This is a genomic window from Corallococcus sp. AS-1-6 (assembly GCF_020037015.1).
Taxonomy (GTDB): Bacteria; Myxococcota; Myxococcia; order Myxococcales; family Myxococcaceae; genus Corallococcus.
Map to the genome: position 1 here is coordinate 57,487 of NZ_JAIQDE010000029.1, position 17,703 is coordinate 75,189.

The following is a 17,703-nucleotide window of genomic DNA, read 5'->3' on the forward strand; positions in this document are numbered from 1 at the left end:
GGCGGCGCACCCTAGCTCAGGGCTGACTCGGTGCTCCACAGACCCACGGTTCCATCCCCCTGGGCACAGGCGATGAGGCGGCCATCGGGTGAGGAGATCGCATCACCTGTAGGAAGCTCACTGTCGTCCGAGTGGCTGAACAGCACCTCGCCGGTATCGAAGTGGTAGAGCGCGAAGCCATGGTTGTCAGAGGCGGAGACCATCCACTCCCCATCCGGGCTGAAGTCGACGTTGCTCACGTAGTGAGTGTCGTCGGTGAACGTCCTCAAGACGCGACGCTCATGCACATCCATCACCACGACCTCGTGGACACCTCTCGCGACGAGCAGGGGCCGCGTGGGGTGGAATGCAACGCCCGCCGCGAACTGAAACCCAAGGGGATGAACCCAGGGATGGGAGCTCGCCTTCAGGTCCCAGAGGTAGAGCGCCGCCTGGTCATGGTCGTAATACGTCACGATCACCGCCGCGAAGCGTGAGTCACGGGAGAATGCACACGCCTTGACCGAGGCCTGCCACTGAACGCCGAGCAGGTCACGAATCCGCTTCCAGCCCGCCACGTCCCAGAGGAGGGCCTCTCCACGTTCGAGGATGGCCAGCAGCATGCCGTCCCGGGACATGGCCAGCCCGATGGCGGGCGCGGAGAGGGTCTCCTCCCGCCAGAGTGAACCGTCCGTCGTGGAGAAGGCCATGAGCCGGGGCCGCCAGGTGACAGCGGCCTCCGCGACCGGCGGCCCCGCGGTCACGATGTGATTCGAGCCGTGGAAGAGGGCCTCGATGGGCTCCATTTTCAGTTCCACCGAGCCGCTGGGGACGTCCGTGGCCGCGTCCAGGTTCCACCACCGCAGGCGGGAGTCGGCTTTCGCGAGCAGCCGGGCGCCTGAGGGGTCGAAGCAAAGCTTGTCCCAGAGGACGGAGCTGAGCTGGGAACCCAACTGCCGCACACGCTTCAGGCCGGGCGCATTCGTCGGGGTGATGACCGCACGGGTCAGGTCTGTCTGGCTCATGTCGTGTAGGCCGGAATGGAAACGCGTATGCGAAGGAAGGCTCCAACCGTCAGGTCCCTGGCGGACGCGGCCATGGACCGGGCGTGGACGATCGAGGAGACGCGGCCTGACGACCGCAAGGCCCTCTTCGAGGCCTACCTCGCGGCGGCGCGGCTCGGGAAGATGGAGGCCATGACGAACGTGGGGCTCCATTTCCTCTACGGAGACGGCGTCCGGCGTGACCCGAAGCGCTCCCGGATGTGGACGGAAAAGGCAGCCGCCCTGGGAGACGACGTCGCTGCCTTCAACCTGGGCCTCGCCTATGACAATGGACGGGGAGCCCGGAAGAACAAGACCCTCGCGGAGGCGTGGTATCGCCGGGCCGCCAACATGGGGTTCGCCGTCGCCGAGGGAAACCTGGCTTATCTCCTGTTCGAAAGCACCGAGTCCCATCTGCAGCAGGAAGCGGTCCGGATCTACCGGAAGCACGCTCGGCAAGGACACCCGATCCCGGCATACAACGTTGGGCTTGCGTATGAGCTGGGAAAGGGCGTCCGCAAGAACCTGAAGCGAGCCAATGCGTATTACGAAATGGCCGCGAAGGGTGGCTACGCGGAAGCCCAGTTGGCCCTGGGCTACAACCATTCCAACGGCGTGGGCCTTCCTACGAATGCCTTGTGTGCCTTTGGTTGGTTCCGGCTGGCAGCGCAGCAGGGGAACGCCAGCGCATCCTTCAATCTGGGCTTGATGTTCGCGAACGGAGAGGGCGTGCCCCAGTCCAAGGCGCGCGCCATGCGTCACTTTCGTGATGCCGCGAGCCAGGGACATGCGAAGTCCGCCAGATGGCTGCGGAAGCTTGAGAAAGCCTGAGCACCACTCCAGACCTGGGCGAAGCAGCCTCGTGGACGGTAGGACTCGGTCGCGCGAGGAGTTCCAAAAATCTGTCCAATCCTCGCATGCGACAAGGGGTCCTCCATTCCCAACAGCACGTCACGGCTCGTCAGCCATGTCGTCAAGCTGCCCCTGTGCCGTCTCACGATAGAAGGGCACGACTTCGACGGCGATCACGTCGCGCATCTCCTGACGCGCGCCCTCCCAGTCGCCCGAGTCCTGGAGCCGGTGCATCCGATAGAGTGCGTCCACGAGTCGGTTGGAGCCGTCAGTGATGCGGCGGGCACACTCGCGGAGGAGCGCAAGAGCCCCTGCTTCCGTTTGCAGTGCCGCGGCGGCGTCTGAGACGGCCACTTCATCGGCGGTCCGGAGCAGGAGCGCGCGCACGTCGTCGGTGACGACCAGTGGGGCGCCCTCACGGAGCACTCGCCGTGACAGGTTGCGGATCTCATCCCAATTGGGGTGGGTGGCCATCTAACGCCTCCTCTTCGGACCGCACATGTCGATGGGCCATTCGTGCTGGCCTTCGCATCGTCGCAAGCAGGCGGTGCAGTCGCCGCCATATCGGCCGTCAGCGCACTCGTTCCAGGTTCGAAGGCATCTGTTCTTCCAGTCGGGAAGGCGCGGGTCGTCAACGTAGTCGCTTGCGTTCGCGCTGGAGTGTGCGCCCGTGGCCCCGACGGCAGCGGCCATGAGGGCGGCGGCCTCGGCGGCGGTGAGCCCGCATGCTTCCGGGAGGCCGGGGTGTCGCTGGATGCAGTCGGTTTTGGTGTCCATGGCGACGGTGGCGCATCCCAGGCTCAAGGCCGCGAGGATGGGGGCGAGGTGCCGCCGCCAGTGGGCGTGCTTCGGGGCTGTCATGGCGCGCGCACCCTACAGCATGCCATGCGCCTTCCATCAGGCGAGCACCTCCTGTGACCGCTCAACCCACGTTGGTCTTGCTGAACACCCGCAGGGCCTCCGCGACGCTCCAGGCCTGGGCGAAGCAGCCTCGCGGACGGTAGGGCTCTGTCGCGTCGAAGATCTCCGAGATCTGTCCAATCCCCGCGTGCGACAGGTGGTCCTCCATTCCAGACAGCAGGGCCCTCGCGGCCTTGAGGTTCGGGGACACCTTCAGCGTCGCGTCCACGTAGTGGCCCATCAGCCAGCCCCACACCGTGCCCTGGTGATAGGCCGCGTCGCGGGCTCGCAGGTCTCCGTCGTACTTCGGTTTGTAGTCCTTGCTCCCCGGCGCGAGGCTGCGCAGGCCCACCGGCGTCACCAGTTCGCGGCGCACCACCTCCAGCACCTGCGCCCACTTGTCCCGCTTGAGCACTGGATGCTTCAACGAAATGGCGAAGACCTGGTTCGGCCGCACGCTCGCGTCCTCGCGGCCGTCCTCTCCGTCCACCACGTCGTAGAGACACCCGGCTGCTTCGTTCCAGAAGCGCCGGTTGAAGCTGCCCTGCGCCTTCTCCGCCGCGGCCCGGTACGGCCCTGATTCCAATCCCAGCCGCTCCGCCCAGCCCGCCATCAGCCGCAGGGCGTTGAACCACAGCGCGTTGATCTCCACCGCCTTGCCCCGGCGCGGCGTCACCACCCAGCCCTCCACCTTCGCGTCCATCCAGGTGAGCTGGTAGCCGTCCTGCCCCTGCCTCAGGAGCCCGTCCGCCGGGTCCACTCCAATGTGGAAGCGCGTGCCCTTCTGGTGGTGCGCCACGATGTCCTGCATCGTCGGGAACAAGTCCCGTAGCAGCGCCTCGTCTCCCGTCTCCTCCAGGTAGCGGTCCACCGCGTGGAAGAACCAGAGCGTCGCGTCCGCCGTGTGGTAGACGCCCTCGTTCTCTCCGTCCGGGAAGTAGTTCGGAATCAGCCCGTCCCGCACGTAGTGCTGGAACGTGCGCAGGATGGCCGCCGCCTCGCGGTAGCGCCCCGTGGCCAGCGTCAGCCCGTCCAGGCTGATCATCGTGTCCCGGCCCCAGTCCGTGAACCACGGGTAGCCCGCGATGACGCTCCTTGCGTCCAGACCCATCGACCGCGCCCACGCGGCGTCCGCGGGCCTTGGCGGGTCGATGATGAACTGGTCCGCCGCCAACACCAGCCGCGCTGGCACCCCCGTGCGCGCATGCTCCGGGGCGCGCTCCAACAGGCGCTCCTGCCTCCCCAGCTCCCGCTCGAAGACCTCCTGGGGGTTCCGCTCCAACAGGTGCCCCGGCGCCTCCACCGTGAGCCCGAAGTACAGCGTGCCCCCCGGCTTCAGCGTCGCCGTGAAGTAACCCGGCGAGTGCTGCACCTCCGTGAAGTCGTAGCCGCGCGCCTTCTCCGTCCGCAGGTGCTGCGGCCGGGACGTCTCCGCCAGGCTCACGTACGGCGTGGGCCCGTCCGAATACAGCCGCATCCGCTGGAGCGGGCCGTCCTCGCCATTGCGCAGCTCCACCAGCGGGCCTCGCAGCGTGACGATGGGCGCTCCCACCTCCTTCAACAGCGGCCCGTCATGGGGGCGCAGCACCGGGTACGGCCGCAGGTGCAGCGTCACCTCCGGACCGGACAGGTGCTCCCACTGGAGGAACACCGTGTCCTCGCCATGCACCATCACGCAGCGGCGCCTCAGCCGCGCACGCCCCACCGCGTACTCCCAGACGGGAATCAGCCCCTCCAGGTGGAAGTGCCGCAGGTGCCTCGCGCCGTCCTCCCACGCGCCGTCGTCGTGCTCCTCGGACGTGAGCCGGTAGCGCTCCCCGTCCACCAGCGCCGTCTCCTCCAGCCTGGCCATCAGCACCGTGCGCCCCAGCTTCTCCATCGTGGGGATGAACAGGCCGTGGTAGCGGCGCGTGTTGCAGCCCACCACCGTGCCGGAGGCGTAGCCTCCTCGGCCATTGGTCAGGAGCCACTCGTGGTGCACGCTGTCGCTGAAGTCGGCGCCGTCCGGGAAGTCGAACGACAGGCGGGGCAGGGCAGGGGCTGGTTCATTCACGCCGTCGTCTCCTCCGCTCCCGTCTCCCTGGGCGGAGACGCGCGGGAAAGGGTAGGAAGCAGGAATCCGTCGGACATCGCCCTCGCGGAGAGGTTGCTCATGCAGGCCCGCGCCACAAAGCGCATCCCCCGGCCCCGGGGCTCGAGGGGAGGACAGCCGGGCAGCCAGGCCCTCGACGCCAGCGCGAGCGCGCTGGAGTCCCTTCACGCAAAACCCTTGCGACCGTCCCCAGGGGACCGCACTTCACCCAGAGCCTTCGGGCGCGCCCCGATTTCCCGAGGAGACACGCCGTGGCCATCGTGAAGTCGTCGGGCATCAGCGGCCGGCAGCACAACCTCGCTGAACAGGTCTTCTCCCGCGCCGCGGGCGCACCGCTCGTGCCGGGCAACGACGTGCGCCTGCTGCGCGACGCGCGCGAGAACTACCCCGCGTGGCTGAGCGCCATCCAGCAGGCCCAGCGCTCCATCCTCTTCGAGAACTACATCATCGAAGACGATGACGTGGGCCGCGCCTTCGCGGACGCGCTGGCCGCCCGCGCCCGCGACGGCGTGCAGGTCCGCGTCCTCTATGACTGGCTGGGCTGCCAGGGCCCCGCGTCCCGCCGCTACTGGCGCTTCCTGCGCGACGCGGGCGTGGAGGTGCGCTCGTTCAATCCCTTCCAGTTCGACCGGCCCCTGGCGTGGCTGGGCCGCAACCACCGCAAGACGCTCACCGTGGACGGCGAGGTGGGCTTCGTCTCCGGCCTGTGCGTGAGCCACAAGTGGGTGGGCGACGCCCAGAAGGGCGTGGCCCCGTGGCGCGACACCGGCCTGGAGATTCGCGGCCCCGCCGTGGCGGACCTGGTGCGCGCCTTCGCCCAGGGGTGGAGCACCGTGGGCCCTCCGCTGGACGAGGAGGGCTGCCTGTCCGCTCGCGCCTCCCAGCCCATGGGCGACGTGTCCCTGCGCGTGGTGGCCGGCGTGCCCTGGAGCGCGGGCCTCTTCCGCGTGGACCAGCTCATCGCGTCGCTCGCGCGCAAGCGGCTGTGGCTCACCGACGCGTACTTCGTGGGCACCGCCACCTATGTCCAGGCGCTCCGGGCCGCGTCTCGCGACGGCGTGGACGTGCGGCTGCTCGTGCCCGGCAGCAGCGACATCCCCGCGCTGCGCCCGCTCACCCAGGCCGGCTACCGCCCGCTGCTGGAGGCCGGCATCCGCGTCTATGAATGGAACGGCACCATGCTCCACGCCAAGACGGCGGTGGCGGATGGCACCTGGGCGCGCGTCGGCTCCTCCAACCTCAACCCCGCCAGTTGGCTGGGCAACTCCGAGATCGACGTCGCCGTGGAGGACGCCCCCTTCGCCCGGTGCATGGAGGACATGTACCTCCAGGACCTGGAGCACGCGACGGAGGTGGTGCTCAGCGGAAGGGAGCGCCGCCTGGTCGCAGCGCCCGCGCTGCCTCGCGCGCGAAGGGGGGCTCCCGGACGGCGGGGCAGCATGAGCCGCGCGGCCGCGGGCGCGGTGCGCCTGGGCAACACCGTGGGCGCCGCCGTCACCAACCACCGCGAGCTGGGCCGCACCGAATCCAAGGTCGTCTTCGGCGCGGGCGTGGTGCCGCTGGCCCTGGCGGGCGTGGCGCTCTACTGGCCCCACGTCGTGGCCGTGCCGGCGGCGCTCCTGGGGGCGTGGGCCGGCATCGCCTTGTGGAGCCGGGCCCTGCGCCTGCGCCGCCAGGAGGCCCAGGGCACCGAACAGCAGCCGCTGCCGGAGCAGGAGGTGCCGCCCCAGGCCGCCGTCCCGGAGCCGCCCGCGCTGCCGGAGGCGCACGCCTCCCACGCTCCGGAGGCCGGGCCCCGCCAGCCTTGAGGTGAAGGGAAGGGCAGGGCCTGGAAACGAAGAGGGCCCACGGGCCGGCAGCGGGTGGAAGCAGGGCTTCCCACTCCGCTGAGCCGGCCCGAAGGCCCTGTGATTCCTACAGCGCTTCAGACCGCGCTGGCGTGTGGCGCTACGCCTGCTTCGCGACCCCCGTGGGCTCCGCCGCCTTGCCGCTCAAGAGCGAGCTGCCGCCGTACAGGGCCAGGCCCACCATGCCCAGCACGCCCGCCTCGACGCCGCCGCCCAGCGAGGCTCCCATCAGCCCCACGATGCTGGTTCCGAGCATGAAGACCACCCCCACCGCCCCTGCCACCTTGCCCATCCGCTGTCCCCCTCTGGACTGAATTGGTCCCCTGAAACAGTACCGCTGTCCGACGCCCATACCCTTATCAAGTCCCGTGCCAGGGCTTTGGCACGGGTGCCCCAGAGGGAGCCCGGAAGTGCGAGGAAGGTACGGGGCTCACGTTGGGCAAAGGTCTTCCACCCCGTGGAAGCGATCGGCAGAAAGCACAGGGGCGAACACCGGGGTAGGACCGGAATTTTTCCCGGATGCGCCCAGGTGCGCCTGATGTGGCACGCCGTAACCCACTGCATTCCAAGGGATTTCCCTCCCCCCAAGCGCTGGCACACGCGCTGCTAGGAGCCTCCGCCAGAAGCGAACCACCCGGCCCTTCAGGGCGTGTGAACGGTGGATCGCGCGGAACATCAGTGAACGAAGGAGAGCGGAAGATGGGAATGCGGCGCACGGGGTTCTGGACGGTGATGGGGATGCTCCTCCTGTCGGGTTGTGCTCACCAGCAGACGCTGAAGGTCGACAACGCGGATCAGCCGTACCGCATCGGCCGCGAGGACGTGCTCGACGTGAGCGTGTGGCGCGACCAGGAGCTGTCGCGCACGGTGCCGGTGCGCCCCGACGGCTACATCTCCATTCCGATGGTGGGCGAGATTGAGGCCGCGGGCAAGACGCCCACGGAGCTGGCCGAGGCGCTCAAGACGGGCCTGTCGCCGTACGTGCAGGAGCCGCGCGTGACGGTCATCGTCCGCGAGGTGAACAGCAGCCGCGTCTTCGTCACGGGAGAGGTGGCCCACCCGGGCGCCTACCCGCTGCGCGGCCGCGTGTCCCTGCTGCAGGCCATCGCGCTGGCCGGCGGCTTCACGGACTTCGCCAACTCCGACGGCATCGTCGTCATCCGCACGGACGGCAAGGGCGGGCAGATCCCGGTGCGCTACAGCGACCTGGTCTCCCCGGACGGCGAGAGCGTCATCCTGCGGCCGGGTGACACCGTCGTCGTCCCGTGAAGCGGGACGGGCGCGCGGACGGCAAGGACAGACATCGGGAAGCAGCGAACGTGGGCGTGGGTCAGGACGGGAGGGCGGCGGTGAGGGGCAACTGGAAGCGAGCAGTGATTGCGGGCTGTCTCATCGCCGCGCCGGCCGCGCAGGCGGCCACCATCCTGGAGCCGCGCCTGCGCCTCACGGCGGAGGAGCGCTTCGACAATGACATCCGTCTGGGCGGAGCCGGCACCAACGGGCAGTTCATGACGAAGCTGTCCCCGCGGCTGGGCCTGGACGTGAAGAACGAGCAGTTGACGCTCGAGTCCTTCTACGCCACGGACCTGCTCGCGCGGCACGGCTCCGGGACGACGACGGTGGACCACCGCGCGGGAGTGGGCTTCCGGGACGTGCTGTCCCGGCGGCTGCGGCTGGACGCCAGCGCGCGGGTGTTCCGCGTCACCGACCCCACGTCGCTGCCGCGCGACGGTCTGGCGCGCTCCACGGCGCCCACCTTCTATGCGCAGACGAAGGTGGGCATCACGGGGCGCGTCACCGAGCGCATGGACGTGCGCGGCAACTACATGTTCGAGGCGACGCGCATCATCGAGCCGGGGCGGGTGGCGGGCTATGCGCACACCCCGTCCGTGGAGCTGTGGTACCGCACCACGCGCCGGCTGTCCCTGGGCGCCGAGTACCGCTACCAGGGCTTCCTGTACGACCAGGACTACAGCCAGGCGCATGGCGCTTCCGCGGCCCTGCGCTACCGGCTGACGCGGCCCACCACGCTCACCGTCCGGGGCGGGCCGGTGCGCTACATGCCGTCGGACGCGTCGCGCGGCGGGTGGCTGCCCCGCGTGGCGCTGGAGCTGGTGCGCGAGGGCGAGCGCAGTGACTTCGGCTTCGCCATCGGTCACGACCTGGTGGGCGCGAGCGGTTTCTCCGGCGCGGTGTGGGCGGACTACGCGTCGGTGATGGGGGCGCATCGTTTCTCGCAGAAGCTGTCCGCCTTCGGGGCGGCCAGCTTCTTCCGGAACGGCACGGCGCCCGATGAGAACTACACGCAGTGGCGCAACACCACGAACGTGTCGCAGGGCTATGCGGTGGGTGGAGGCGTCGAGTACCGGCTGAGCCGGAAGCTGGCGCTGCAGGGCGCGTTCGACCGCATCGCGCAGGTGGGTGCGGCGGATGTCGCTGGGGCGGGGGACCTGACACGCAACGTGTTCGCCCTCCGTCTGGTCATGACAGCTTGGTAGGCAACCTTTGAGAGCTACGAGGATGGAGGAGCGGATCATGGAGCGTGGGATGACGGCGGACCAGTTGCTTTCGGCGCTGTGGCGCCGCAAGGCCCTGGTGGGGGCGATCGCTGCAGCAATCTTCGTGTTGGGTGCGGCCATCGTGATGACCCGGCCGAGCATTTATGAAGCGTCCGTGGTGGTGCGCGTGGAGCCGCAGCGCCCCGGCGAGGAGATGGTCCAGCGCACGGTGAGCGAGCTCATCGAGCAGCGGCTCGTCACCGTCCGCCAGGAGCTGCTGGCGCGGCCGGTGCTCCAGAAGGCCATCGAGGAGATGAACCTCTACCCGGAGCTGGTGTCCGACAAGGGCATCGAGGCGGCGGTGGAGCAGATGCGCAAGGACCTCACCGTGCGCGTCGAGGGTGAGACGGCCTTCGAGCTCACCTACGCGGGCCGCGACCCGCAGGTGGTGGCGCAGGTGGCCAACCGCCTGCCGGCCATCTTCTCCGAGGAGACGCTGAAGATCCGCCAGGCGCAGGCGGCCCGCGCCACGGACCTCTTCAACGAGGAGATGGTCTCCATGGGCAAGGCCGTGTCCTCCTGGGAGACGAAGATCTCCAAGTTCAAGGTGGACCACCTGGGCGAGCTGCCCGAGCAGATGGAGATGAACATGCGCGGCCTGGAGCGCATCAGCGCCCAGTTGCAGACGAAGTCCGAGGAGCTGCGCACGGCCGAGGCGCGCCGCTCCGACCTGGCCCGCGCCCGCAACGCCGCGGACAGCGAGGCGGGCCGGCTGGAGGCCACGGAGAGCGGCCTGTCCCGCACCCTCACGCAGGCCAAGACGCAGTGGACGCCGGACCACCCGGAGGTGAAGCGGATGGAGCGTGAGCTCAACGACATCAGCGCCCAGCGCAAGGACGCCGAGGGCCGCATGTTCGCCGAGCGCAACGAGCGCACCCGCGTGGCCACGCTCATCACCAACATCCAGAAGGACATCGTGGACCTCCAGAAGCAGGCCGAGGCGTACCAGGCGCGGCTGAACAACACCCCGCGCTGGGCCCAGGAGCTGGCGGTCATGAACCGGGACTACGAGATCGCCCGCACCAAGTACCAGAGCGTGGTGAGCCGCAAGGTGGAGGCGGAGATCGCCCAGGAGCTGGAGGCCAAGAGCGCCAAGAGCCTGTTCAATGTCATCTCGCCCGCCGGGGTGCCTTCCTCGCCTGCTCGCCCGGACCGCATGACGGGCCTGCTCATCGCCGCCCTGGTGGCCCTGGCGCTGGGCGTCCTCACCGGCACCGTCCTGGAGATGCGCGACGACAGCCTGCGCGACGGCACGGAGGTCCGCGAGCGCCTGACGCTGCCGGTCCTGGCGGTGGTCCCGAACATGCAAGGCAAGACGGAGAAGCGGATTCTGATGCCAATGGCTGGGAGCAAGAACAGCGTCTCCTCGCCTACTTCCCTGAACTAATTGCCGCCCCCATACGGAAAGGATTGGAGAACTCAGATGGATTCGACGATGGAGCGGGCCGGTAACTTCCTCCCCCGCGTGGACGACAGCGCGGCTTCCTCGAACGCGGTGGACCGCCGGGTGGTGACGCTCACGGCCCCTGCTTCCGCGGCCGCCGAGCAGTACCGCAGCCTGTACTACCGCCTGGAGCGGATGCGCGAGCAGCGCCCGATGAAGGTGGTGGCGCTCACCTCCGCGATGCCCGGCGAGGGCAAGACGGTGACGAGCGTGAACCTGGCCCTGGCCGCCGCCCGGGCGAACCCGGAGCGCCGCATCCTGCTGGTGGACGCGGACCTGCGCCGGGGGCAGGTGGCCCCCACGCTGGGCATGCGCAACAAGCAGGGCCTGGCGGAGCTGCTGGCCGGTGAGTGCGACGTGCGCGACGTGGTGCGCCGCTTCAACTCCACGCGCCTAGCCGTCATCCCCGCCGGCGCCACGCCGGAGGAGAGCACCCAGGTGCTGGCGAGCGCCCGCATGAAGCAGTTCCTCAAGGCGGTGCGCGAGGGCTTCGACGAGGTGTACGTGGACCTGCCGCCCACGCTGCCGTTCGCGGACGCGGCCATCCTGGGCCACCAGATGGACGGCGTGCTGATGGTCATCCGCGCCAACGTCACCCCCTCCAAGGTGGTGAACCAGGCGGTGGAGCAGTTGGCGGGCGCGGCGCTGGTGGGCTGCGTGCTCAACGGGGCGGAGGTGAACGCGACCCCGTACCTGAAGAACTACGTGAAGAAGTAGCGGTCGGTTGTCGAGGTGAGTGTTTCACGGGCCCGGACCCGCTCCTCGCGCCGATGAGGTGCGAAGGGCGGGGGGCCTGGAGCGGCGGCGGGTCGGGGTTGGAGGAGTCACGTGCTTCGCGTTTTCCACCACTATTTTTCAGCCAAGAAACTGACGTTCTTCCTCGCCGAGTCCTCGGCGATCGCGCTGGCCTGTGTCGCGGGTGCCGCGGCCTGCGCGGCCCTCTTCGCGCCCCTGGGCTCCACGCCCCCGTTCGCCACGATGTGGCCGACGCTGGTGGGGCTGGGCCTGGCCTTCGTCGTCACCTTCCAGTTCACGCTGTACCTGTTGGACCTGTACGACCTGCGCATCGCGGCCGAGGACCGCACGCGCGGCTACCGCTTCCTCAAGGCCGCGGGCGTCACCGCGATGGTGGCGGGCGGCGTGATGCTCCTCCTGCCGCTGGCCCTGCCGGTGGTGCTGCCCCCCGGGACGCTGCTGGGCGGCGCGATGGGCGCCCTGGCCGGCACGCTGGTGGTGCGCGTGTCCATCCGGGCGCTGGTGGGTGAGCCCGACGCGGTGCTCATCGTGGGGGATGGCCTCAAGGCCCGCGCGGTGGCCAGCGCGATTGAAGATGGCGGCGAGGGGTCCTTCCGCGTGGTGGCCCTGGTGGAGCCGCGCAAGGTGGAGGAGCCGCTGGACGCGATGGCGGCGCGCCTCAACGCCTCCTACGTGGTGCAGGCCGCGGACGACATGCGCGGCGCCAACTGGGTGGACTCGCTGTTGCGCTGCCGGCTGGACGGGCGGCGGGTGTACGACGCGGCGGGCTTCTGCGAGCGCGTGCTGCGCCGCATCCCGGTGCAGTTCCTGCGCGCCAGCGACTTCGCCTTCGCGGATGAGATGACGGTGTCGCCCCTGCGCCGGGCCTTCAAGCGCGTGTTCGACGTGGCGGTGGCGTCGCTGCTCCTGCTGCTGGCGTCGCCCTTCCTGGTGCTGGTGGCGCTGGCCATCAAGCTGGACTCCAAGGGCCCCGTCTTCTACCGGCAGGACCGCGTGGGCCTGGGCGGCAAGGCGTACCCGCTCTGGAAGTTCCGCAGCATGCGCACCGACGCGGAGAAGAACGGCGCGGTGTGGGCGCGCTCCAACGACGACCGCGTCACGCGGGTGGGCAAGTTCATCCGCAAGACGCGCATCGATGAGATTCCGCAGGTGTTCAACGTGCTGCTGGGCCACATGAGCTTCGTGGGCCCCCGGCCGGAGCGCCCGGTGTTCACCGAGCAGCTCAAGCAGCAGATTCCGTTCTACGGCGTGCGCGAGGCGGTGAAGCCGGGCATCACGGGCTGGGCGCAGATCCGCTACCCCTACGGGGCCTCGGTGGAGGACGCGCGCAACAAGCTGGAGTTCGACCTGTACTACGTGAAGAACGGGTCGCTGTTCCTGGACGTCGGCATCATCTTCCACACGGTCCGGCACGTGCTGCTGGGACGAGGGGCGCGGTAACCGTTCAGCAGTGGATGGGGATGACCATCCGCGGCCTCTGGTTGTCGGGGGAGGCCGGGATGCCAAGGGTGGGTAGCCATGGATTGGGATGGGCGAGGGGGTTGGCACATGGTGGGCATGGACGTGGACGCACCGTTCTCAGAGCAGTGGAGCCAGGACGACGCGCGCAACAGGCAGCAGGGCGTGGAGCGCAACGAGCTGCTGCAGGCGCCGAAGCACCGTCCCACGCGCATCGTCGCGATGGGCGGCGGGACGGGCCTGCCCATGGTGCTCAAGGGGCTGGCCCGCCGCGCGGCCCCCAAGGGCGGCCAGCCTGGCGTGGACATCACCGCGGTCGTGGCGATGAGCGACGACGGCGGCAGCTCCGGGCGCCTGCGCCGGCTGCACGGCGCGCTGCCCCCGGGGGACATCCGCAACTGCCTGGTGGCGCTCGCGGGCGGCAAGAGCGCGCTGAGGGACGTGTTCCAGTACCGCTTCGGCGGCGCGAAGGGGCTCGCGGGGCACGCGGTGGGCAACCTGCTCATCGCGGCGCTCGCGGAGCTGAAGGGCGACTTCCTGGAGGCGGTGCGGCTGTCCGGGGAGCTGCTGGGCGCCAAGGGCCAGGTGCTGCCCAGCACGCTCGCGTCCGTGCAGCTCGTGGCCCAGATGCATGACGACACGGAGGTCGTGGGCGAGCGCAACATCTGCCGCGCCCAGGGCCGCGTGCGCCGCGTGTCGCTCAGCCCCCGCTCACCGCCGGCGGTGGACGGCCTGCTGGAGGCCATCTACTCGGCGGACCTCATCGCCATCGGGCCGGGGTCGCTGTACTCGAGCGTGCTGCCCAACCTGCTGGTGGACGGCGTGGCCCAGGCGCTGAAGGAGACGCGCGCGCTGAAGGTCATGGTGGCCAACCTGATGACCCAGCCGGGCGAGACGGACGGGATGAACTGCCTGGACCACGTGCAGGCCGTCATCGACCACGTGGGGCCGGTGCTGGACGCGGTGCTCGTCAACGGCCGGATGCCTTCCGAGGAGTCCATCCAGCGCTATGCGCGCAAGGGCTCCTTCATGGTCACGGCGGAGACGCGGGAGCTGCTGTCCTCCGGGGTGATTCCGGTGCAGGCGGATCTGCTCAAGGAAGGTTCCAAGATCCGACACGACAGCCGCAAGGTCGCCGCCTGCCTGCTGAAGATGGCGCGCAGCGGGTTGTAGGCCGCCCTGTCCATCACCACCTTGGGGCCCTCGAACATGGAAGCCATTCAACTTTCGACCGCCTCCCAGGTCGTGGAAGTCAACGACCGGGCGGCCTTCATGTCCCTGGAAGCCGAGTGGAACCAGCTCGTGGAGACGACCTCCCACGAGCTGTTCTACCGGCATGAGTTCCTGCGGCTGTGGCTGGACAACTTCGCCGCCGGGGCGCGCATGCGCGTGCTGCTGCTGCGCGGCGAGGACGGAGCGCTCACCGCCGCGCTGCCGCTGGTGGAGGAGCGCACGTCGATGTACGGCGTGCCCGTGCGCCAGCTCACCTCCGCGGCCAACGCGCACTCCTGCCGCTTCGACATGCTGGCGCGGGAGCCGGATGCCGCGGCCCGGGCCTTCCTCGCGCACCTGCGCGCGACGGGCGGCTGGGACGTGCTGCGGCTGACGGACGTGCCGGACGGCGGCGTGGGCTTCCGCCTGCTGGAGGCCGCGAAGCAGGGCGGGCTCCCGGTGGGCGAGTGGGAGTCGCTGCAATCGCCCTACGTGCCCCTGCCCGCGAAGAAGGACGCGTACTTCGCGAAGCTGCCGTCCAAGTTCAAGGCCAACTGCCGCCGCCGGCGCCGCAAGCTGGAGGAGAAGGGGAAGGTCACCTTCGAGCGCGTCCCTGGCGGGTTGGACCTGGAGGGCACGCTGGAGGAGGGGCTGCTGCTGGAGCAGAGCGGCTGGAAGGGCGCGAATGGCACGGCCATGGCGCAGGATGTGAAGACGCGCGGCTTCTACACGGAGCTGGCGCGGGACGCGGCCTACCGCAACCGCCTGGCGCTGTACTTCCTGCGCCTGGACGGGCGCGCGGTGGCGTTCCAGTACGGCCTGGAGTTCGGCGGGCGCTACTTCCTGCTGAAGCCCGGCTACGACGAGTCCCTGAAGGAATGCAGCCCGGGGCAGCTCCTGATGGAGGAGGTGCTGGGGGACTGCCTGGACCGGGGGCTCACCGAGTTCGATTTCCTGGGGCCGGACATGGTGTGGAAGCGCGACTGGACGGATCAGGTCCGGCGGCACACCTGGCTCTATGTGTTCAACGACACCGCCTTCGGCCGGGCCCTGTGCGCGGCGAAGTTCCGGTGGGTACCGGCGGCGAAAGAGGTGGTGGCGAGATGGAAGAAGTGAAGTCGACCGACAGGCTGTTCGTGCCGTCCCTGCCCACGCTGTGGCCCAGCATGTTGGTGGCCCCGCCGCGCCCGGGGGCCCTGCCGCCGTTCTCGTCTCCCAACGCGCGCTACTTCTACTTCGCGCGCAACGCCGTCTGGCTGACCATCAAGATGCTGCGCCTGGACGGCGGCGAGGTGCTGATGCCCGCCTACCACCACGGCGTGGAGGTGGAGGCGGTGGTGGACGCGGGCGCCATTCCGCGCTTCTACCGCGTGGGCAGCCGCTGGGACGTGGACGTGGCGGACGTGGCGAAGCGCATCACGCCGAAGACGCGCGCGCTCTACCTCATCCACTACGCGGGCTTCCCGGGGCCGGTGGACGCCATGCGCAAGCTGGCGGACGAGCACGGCATCCCGCTGATTGAGGACTGCGCGCTGTCGCTGCTGTCGTCCGACGGCGCGACGCCGCTGGGCACCACGGGCGACGTGGGCATCTTCTGCCTCTACAAGACGCTCCCGGTACCCAATGGAGGCGCGCTGGTCGTCAACGGCAAGCGCTCCTACAGCCTGCCGGAGCCGCCCGCGCCGCCGCTGGCGTCCACCTTCAGCCACACCGTGTCCGCGCTGCTGCAGAACCTGGAGCTGCGCGGCGGGGCGGTGGGCCGGGGGCTGCGCGGCCTGGTGCGCTCGGTGGGGCACGGCACGGTGAAGGCCGCGAGCATCGAGCGGGTGGCCACGGGCACGCAGCACTTCGACCGGCGGCACGTGGACCTGGGCATGAGCCCGCTGACGAAGCGGATTGCCCTGGCGCAGGACCTGGAGGCCATCGTCGAGGCGCGCCGCCGCAACTACTTCCTCCTGCTGGGCCGGCTGCGCGACGTGTCGCCGCCGCTCTTCAACCAGTTGCCCCCGGGCGTCAGCCCCCTGTTCTACCCGATGGTGGTGCAGGACAAGGAGCTGCTGCTGGCGAAGCTGCGCGAGAGGGGCATCGACGCCATCGACTTCTGGAAGCGCTTCCATCCCGCGTGCGACCCGTCGGAGTTCCCGGAGGTCGCGCAGTTGCGGCGCACCATCCTGGAGATTCCCTGCCACCAGGACCTGACGCCGGAGGTGATGGGGCAGGTGGTGGACGTGGTCCGGGAGGCGCTGAAGTCCGAGCGCCGGCCGAGCAAGCGCGCGTCGTGAGGGAACAGGGGCTGGCTCCCGGGTTGCAATGGCCCCCGGGGGCCGGGGCATTGCTTCGGGAAAGGCATCAGGGTGACGCGGTGATCCGCGAAGACGAGTTGACGTCGGGGCCAAGGTTGACGCCGCGGTTGGACGTGGCGGCGGTGGGCAGTGCCTCGCGGCTGGCGGGGATGCGGGCGGAGTGGAACGCGCTCTTGGACGCGAGCACGGCCGGTCCGTTCAACGCGTGGGAGTGGCTGTACCCGTGGTGCCGGCGCATCGCGCCCGACGTGCGGCCGCTGGTGCTGACGGCGCGCGACAGGCTGGGCACGCTGGTGGGGCTGCTGCCGCTGGGCTTGGAGCACCGCTGGGTGAACGGCGTGCGCGTGCGGCGCCTGGGCTTCCTGGGTGAGACGCACGTGGGCAGCGACTACCTGGACGTGGTGGCGCGCAAGGGCCGCGAGGCGGAGGTGGCCCGGGCGTTCTTCAACGTGCTCCAGGGGCTGCGCGACGAGTGGGACGTGCTGGACTTGACGGACCTGCGCGAGGGGTCGACGACGCTCGGCGTGGCGCGCGAGGTGTTCGGCGACGTGCGCGTGACGGAGCGCTACGTGTGCCCGTACGAGACGCTGGTGCCGGGCGAGCCGTTCGATGCGTTCTTGAAGCGCACGGGGCGGCGGGACAACTACCTGCGCCGGCGCAAGTGGCTGGAGAAGCAGGACGGCTACCGCATTGAGCGCACGGACGCGCCGGGCGCGCTGTCCGGGCCCATGACGGACTTCTTCCGGCTGCACGCGCTGCGCTGGTCCTCGGATGGCGGTTCGCAGGGCATCAAGGGCGCCGGGGTGGAGGCGTTCCACCGGGACGCGACGCAGTGGCTGGCGGAGCGGGGCCGGCTGCGGATGTACACGATGAAGGTGGGCGGCCAGGCGGTGGCGTCCGTGTACGGCATCCTGCATGGCCAGACGTTCGTGTACTTCCAGTCCGGCTATGACCCGGCGTGGCGCAACCGCAGCGTGGGCCTGGTGCTGGTGGGCGAGACGTTCAAGGACGCCATCGAGATGGGCCTGACGGAGTACGACTTCCTGCGAGGCACGGAGACGTACAAGTCCGACTGGGTGACGAAGCAGCGCCAGACGGTGTCCCTGCGCGCGCACGGCGCGGGCTTCGCGGGCACCTGGTTCACCCGCTCCGAGGAGTGGGCCCGGCAGACGCGCAACGCGGTGAAGGGTGTCCTGTCCGACGAGCTGGTGGAGAAGGTGCGCCGGTTCCGCCGGCGGAAGGCCGCGGTGAATTGACGC

The 17,703-nt window shown here is 69.7% G+C and carries 15 protein-coding genes; 11 read left to right on the forward strand and 4 right to left on the reverse strand.

The window, feature by feature from the left end; genetic code table 11:
* Positions 1–11 precede the first annotated feature (11 nt).
* Positions 12–1,004 (reverse strand): WD40 repeat domain-containing protein, encoded by a 993-nt coding sequence (locus K8612_RS31360; RefSeq protein ID WP_223764958.1) that lies wholly within the window; start codon positions 1,002–1,004, stop codon positions 12–14.
* 72 nt (positions 1,005–1,076) lie between these two features.
* On the opposite strand from K8612_RS31360, the gene K8612_RS31365 reads away from it, so the two are divergent.
* Positions 1,077–1,853, forward strand: coding sequence for a tetratricopeptide repeat protein (locus K8612_RS31365; protein WP_223743630.1), 777 nt, complete (start codon positions 1,077–1,079; stop codon positions 1,851–1,853).
* Positions 1,854–1,973: 120 nt separating this feature from the next.
* On the opposite strand, the gene K8612_RS31370 is transcribed toward K8612_RS31365, so the two are convergent.
* Together K8612_RS31370 and K8612_RS31375 are read right to left on the reverse strand one after the other, a co-directional pair.
* On the reverse strand, positions 1,974–2,348 hold the full coding sequence (locus K8612_RS31370) for a DUSAM domain-containing protein (RefSeq protein WP_223764959.1): 375 nt from the start codon (positions 2,346–2,348) through the stop codon (positions 1,974–1,976).
* Between the two features lie 448 nt (positions 2,349–2,796).
* Positions 2,797–4,827 carry an amylo-alpha-1,6-glucosidase gene (locus tag K8612_RS31375; RefSeq protein WP_223764960.1) on the reverse strand — a complete coding sequence of 677 codons (2,031 nt, stop codon included), beginning with the start codon at positions 4,825–4,827 and terminating at the stop codon, positions 2,797–2,799.
* A gap of 290 nt (positions 4,828–5,117) precedes the next feature.
* Between K8612_RS31375 and K8612_RS31380 the strand changes: the two genes are divergently transcribed.
* Positions 5,118–6,674, forward strand: coding sequence for a phospholipase D-like domain-containing protein (locus K8612_RS31380; protein ID WP_223764961.1), 1,557 nt, complete (start codon positions 5,118–5,120; stop codon positions 6,672–6,674).
* 139 nt (positions 6,675–6,813) lie between these two features.
* Here K8612_RS31380 and K8612_RS31385 read toward each other — a convergent pair whose 3' ends face one another.
* The gene (locus K8612_RS31385) at positions 6,814–7,005 is read right to left on the reverse strand and encodes a hypothetical protein (RefSeq protein WP_223743634.1); all 192 of its coding nucleotides are present in this window, start codon (positions 7,003–7,005) and stop codon (positions 6,814–6,816) included.
* 407 nt (positions 7,006–7,412) lie between these two features.
* On the opposite strand from K8612_RS31385, the gene K8612_RS31390 reads away from it, so the two are divergent.
* The 9 genes from K8612_RS31390 to K8612_RS31430 all read left to right on the forward strand — a co-directional run bounded on the left by K8612_RS31390 (position 7,413) and on the right by K8612_RS31430 (position 17,700).
* The gene (locus tag K8612_RS31390; protein WP_223743635.1) at positions 7,413–7,982 is read left to right on the forward strand and encodes a polysaccharide biosynthesis/export family protein; all 570 of its coding nucleotides are present in this window, start codon (positions 7,413–7,415) and stop codon (positions 7,980–7,982) included.
* Positions 7,983–8,032: 50 nt separating this feature from the next.
* A complete protein-coding gene (locus K8612_RS31395; protein ID WP_370639987.1) occupies positions 8,033–9,211 on the forward strand; it encodes a hypothetical protein in 1,179 nt (392 codons plus the stop codon).
* 37 nt (positions 9,212–9,248) lie between these two features.
* Entirely contained in the window at positions 9,249–10,658 is a 1,410-nt protein-coding gene (locus K8612_RS31400) for a Wzz/FepE/Etk N-terminal domain-containing protein (protein WP_223743637.1), read from the forward strand.
* Positions 10,659–10,694: 36 nt separating this feature from the next.
* Positions 10,695–11,432, forward strand: a complete 738-nt coding sequence (locus K8612_RS31405; protein ID WP_223743638.1) for a CpsD/CapB family tyrosine-protein kinase — start codon at positions 10,695–10,697, stop codon at positions 11,430–11,432.
* 111 nt (positions 11,433–11,543) lie between these two features.
* Entirely contained in the window at positions 11,544–12,911 is a 1,368-nt protein-coding gene (exoE, locus tag K8612_RS31410) for a polyisoprenyl-phosphate hexose-1-phosphate transferase ExoE (RefSeq protein ID WP_223743639.1), read from the forward strand.
* A gap of 108 nt (positions 12,912–13,019) precedes the next feature.
* Positions 13,020–14,102, forward strand: a complete 1,083-nt coding sequence (yvcK, locus tag K8612_RS31415) for a gluconeogenesis factor YvcK family protein (protein ID WP_223743640.1) — start codon at positions 13,020–13,022, stop codon at positions 14,100–14,102.
* Positions 14,103–14,138: 36 nt separating this feature from the next.
* The gene (locus tag K8612_RS31420) at positions 14,139–15,257 is read left to right on the forward strand and encodes a GNAT family N-acetyltransferase (RefSeq protein ID WP_223764962.1); all 1,119 of its coding nucleotides are present in this window, start codon (positions 14,139–14,141) and stop codon (positions 15,255–15,257) included.
* Positions 15,245–16,423: a DegT/DnrJ/EryC1/StrS family aminotransferase gene (locus tag K8612_RS31425; protein ID WP_223743642.1), complete on the forward strand. Its 1,179-nt coding sequence runs from the start codon at positions 15,245–15,247 to the stop codon at positions 16,421–16,423. Before K8612_RS31420 ends, K8612_RS31425 begins: the two co-directional genes overlap by 13 nt.
* An 80-nt stretch (positions 16,424–16,503) precedes the next feature.
* Positions 16,504–17,700 (forward strand): GNAT family N-acetyltransferase, encoded by a 1,197-nt coding sequence (locus tag K8612_RS31430; RefSeq protein WP_223764963.1) that lies wholly within the window; start codon positions 16,504–16,506, stop codon positions 17,698–17,700.
* The last annotated feature ends 3 nt before the right edge of the window (positions 17,701–17,703 follow it).

Coding starts and splice junctions, on each gene's coding strand:
- K8612_RS31360 (WP_223764958.1), bottom strand. CDS start 1,004: ATGAGCCAGACAGACCTGACCCGTGCGGTCATCACCCCGACGAATGCG.
- K8612_RS31365 (WP_223743630.1), top strand. CDS start 1,077: ATGGACCGGGCGTGGACGATCGAGGAGACGCGGCCTGACGACCGCAAG.
- K8612_RS31370 (WP_223764959.1), bottom strand. CDS start 2,348: ATGGCCACCCACCCCAATTGGGATGAGATCCGCAACCTGTCACGGCGA.
- K8612_RS31385 (WP_223743634.1), bottom strand. CDS start 7,005: ATGGGCAAGGTGGCAGGGGCGGTGGGGGTGGTCTTCATGCTCGGAACC.
- K8612_RS31390 (WP_223743635.1), top strand. CDS start 7,413: ATGGGAATGCGGCGCACGGGGTTCTGGACGGTGATGGGGATGCTCCTC.
- K8612_RS31400 (WP_223743637.1), top strand. CDS start 9,249: ATGGAGCGTGGGATGACGGCGGACCAGTTGCTTTCGGCGCTGTGGCGC.
- K8612_RS31405 (WP_223743638.1), top strand. CDS start 10,695: ATGGATTCGACGATGGAGCGGGCCGGTAACTTCCTCCCCCGCGTGGAC.
- yvcK (WP_223743640.1), top strand. CDS start 13,020: ATGGTGGGCATGGACGTGGACGCACCGTTCTCAGAGCAGTGGAGCCAG.
- K8612_RS31420 (WP_223764962.1), top strand. CDS start 14,139: ATGGAAGCCATTCAACTTTCGACCGCCTCCCAGGTCGTGGAAGTCAAC.
- K8612_RS31425 (WP_223743642.1), top strand. CDS start 15,245: ATGGAAGAAGTGAAGTCGACCGACAGGCTGTTCGTGCCGTCCCTGCCC.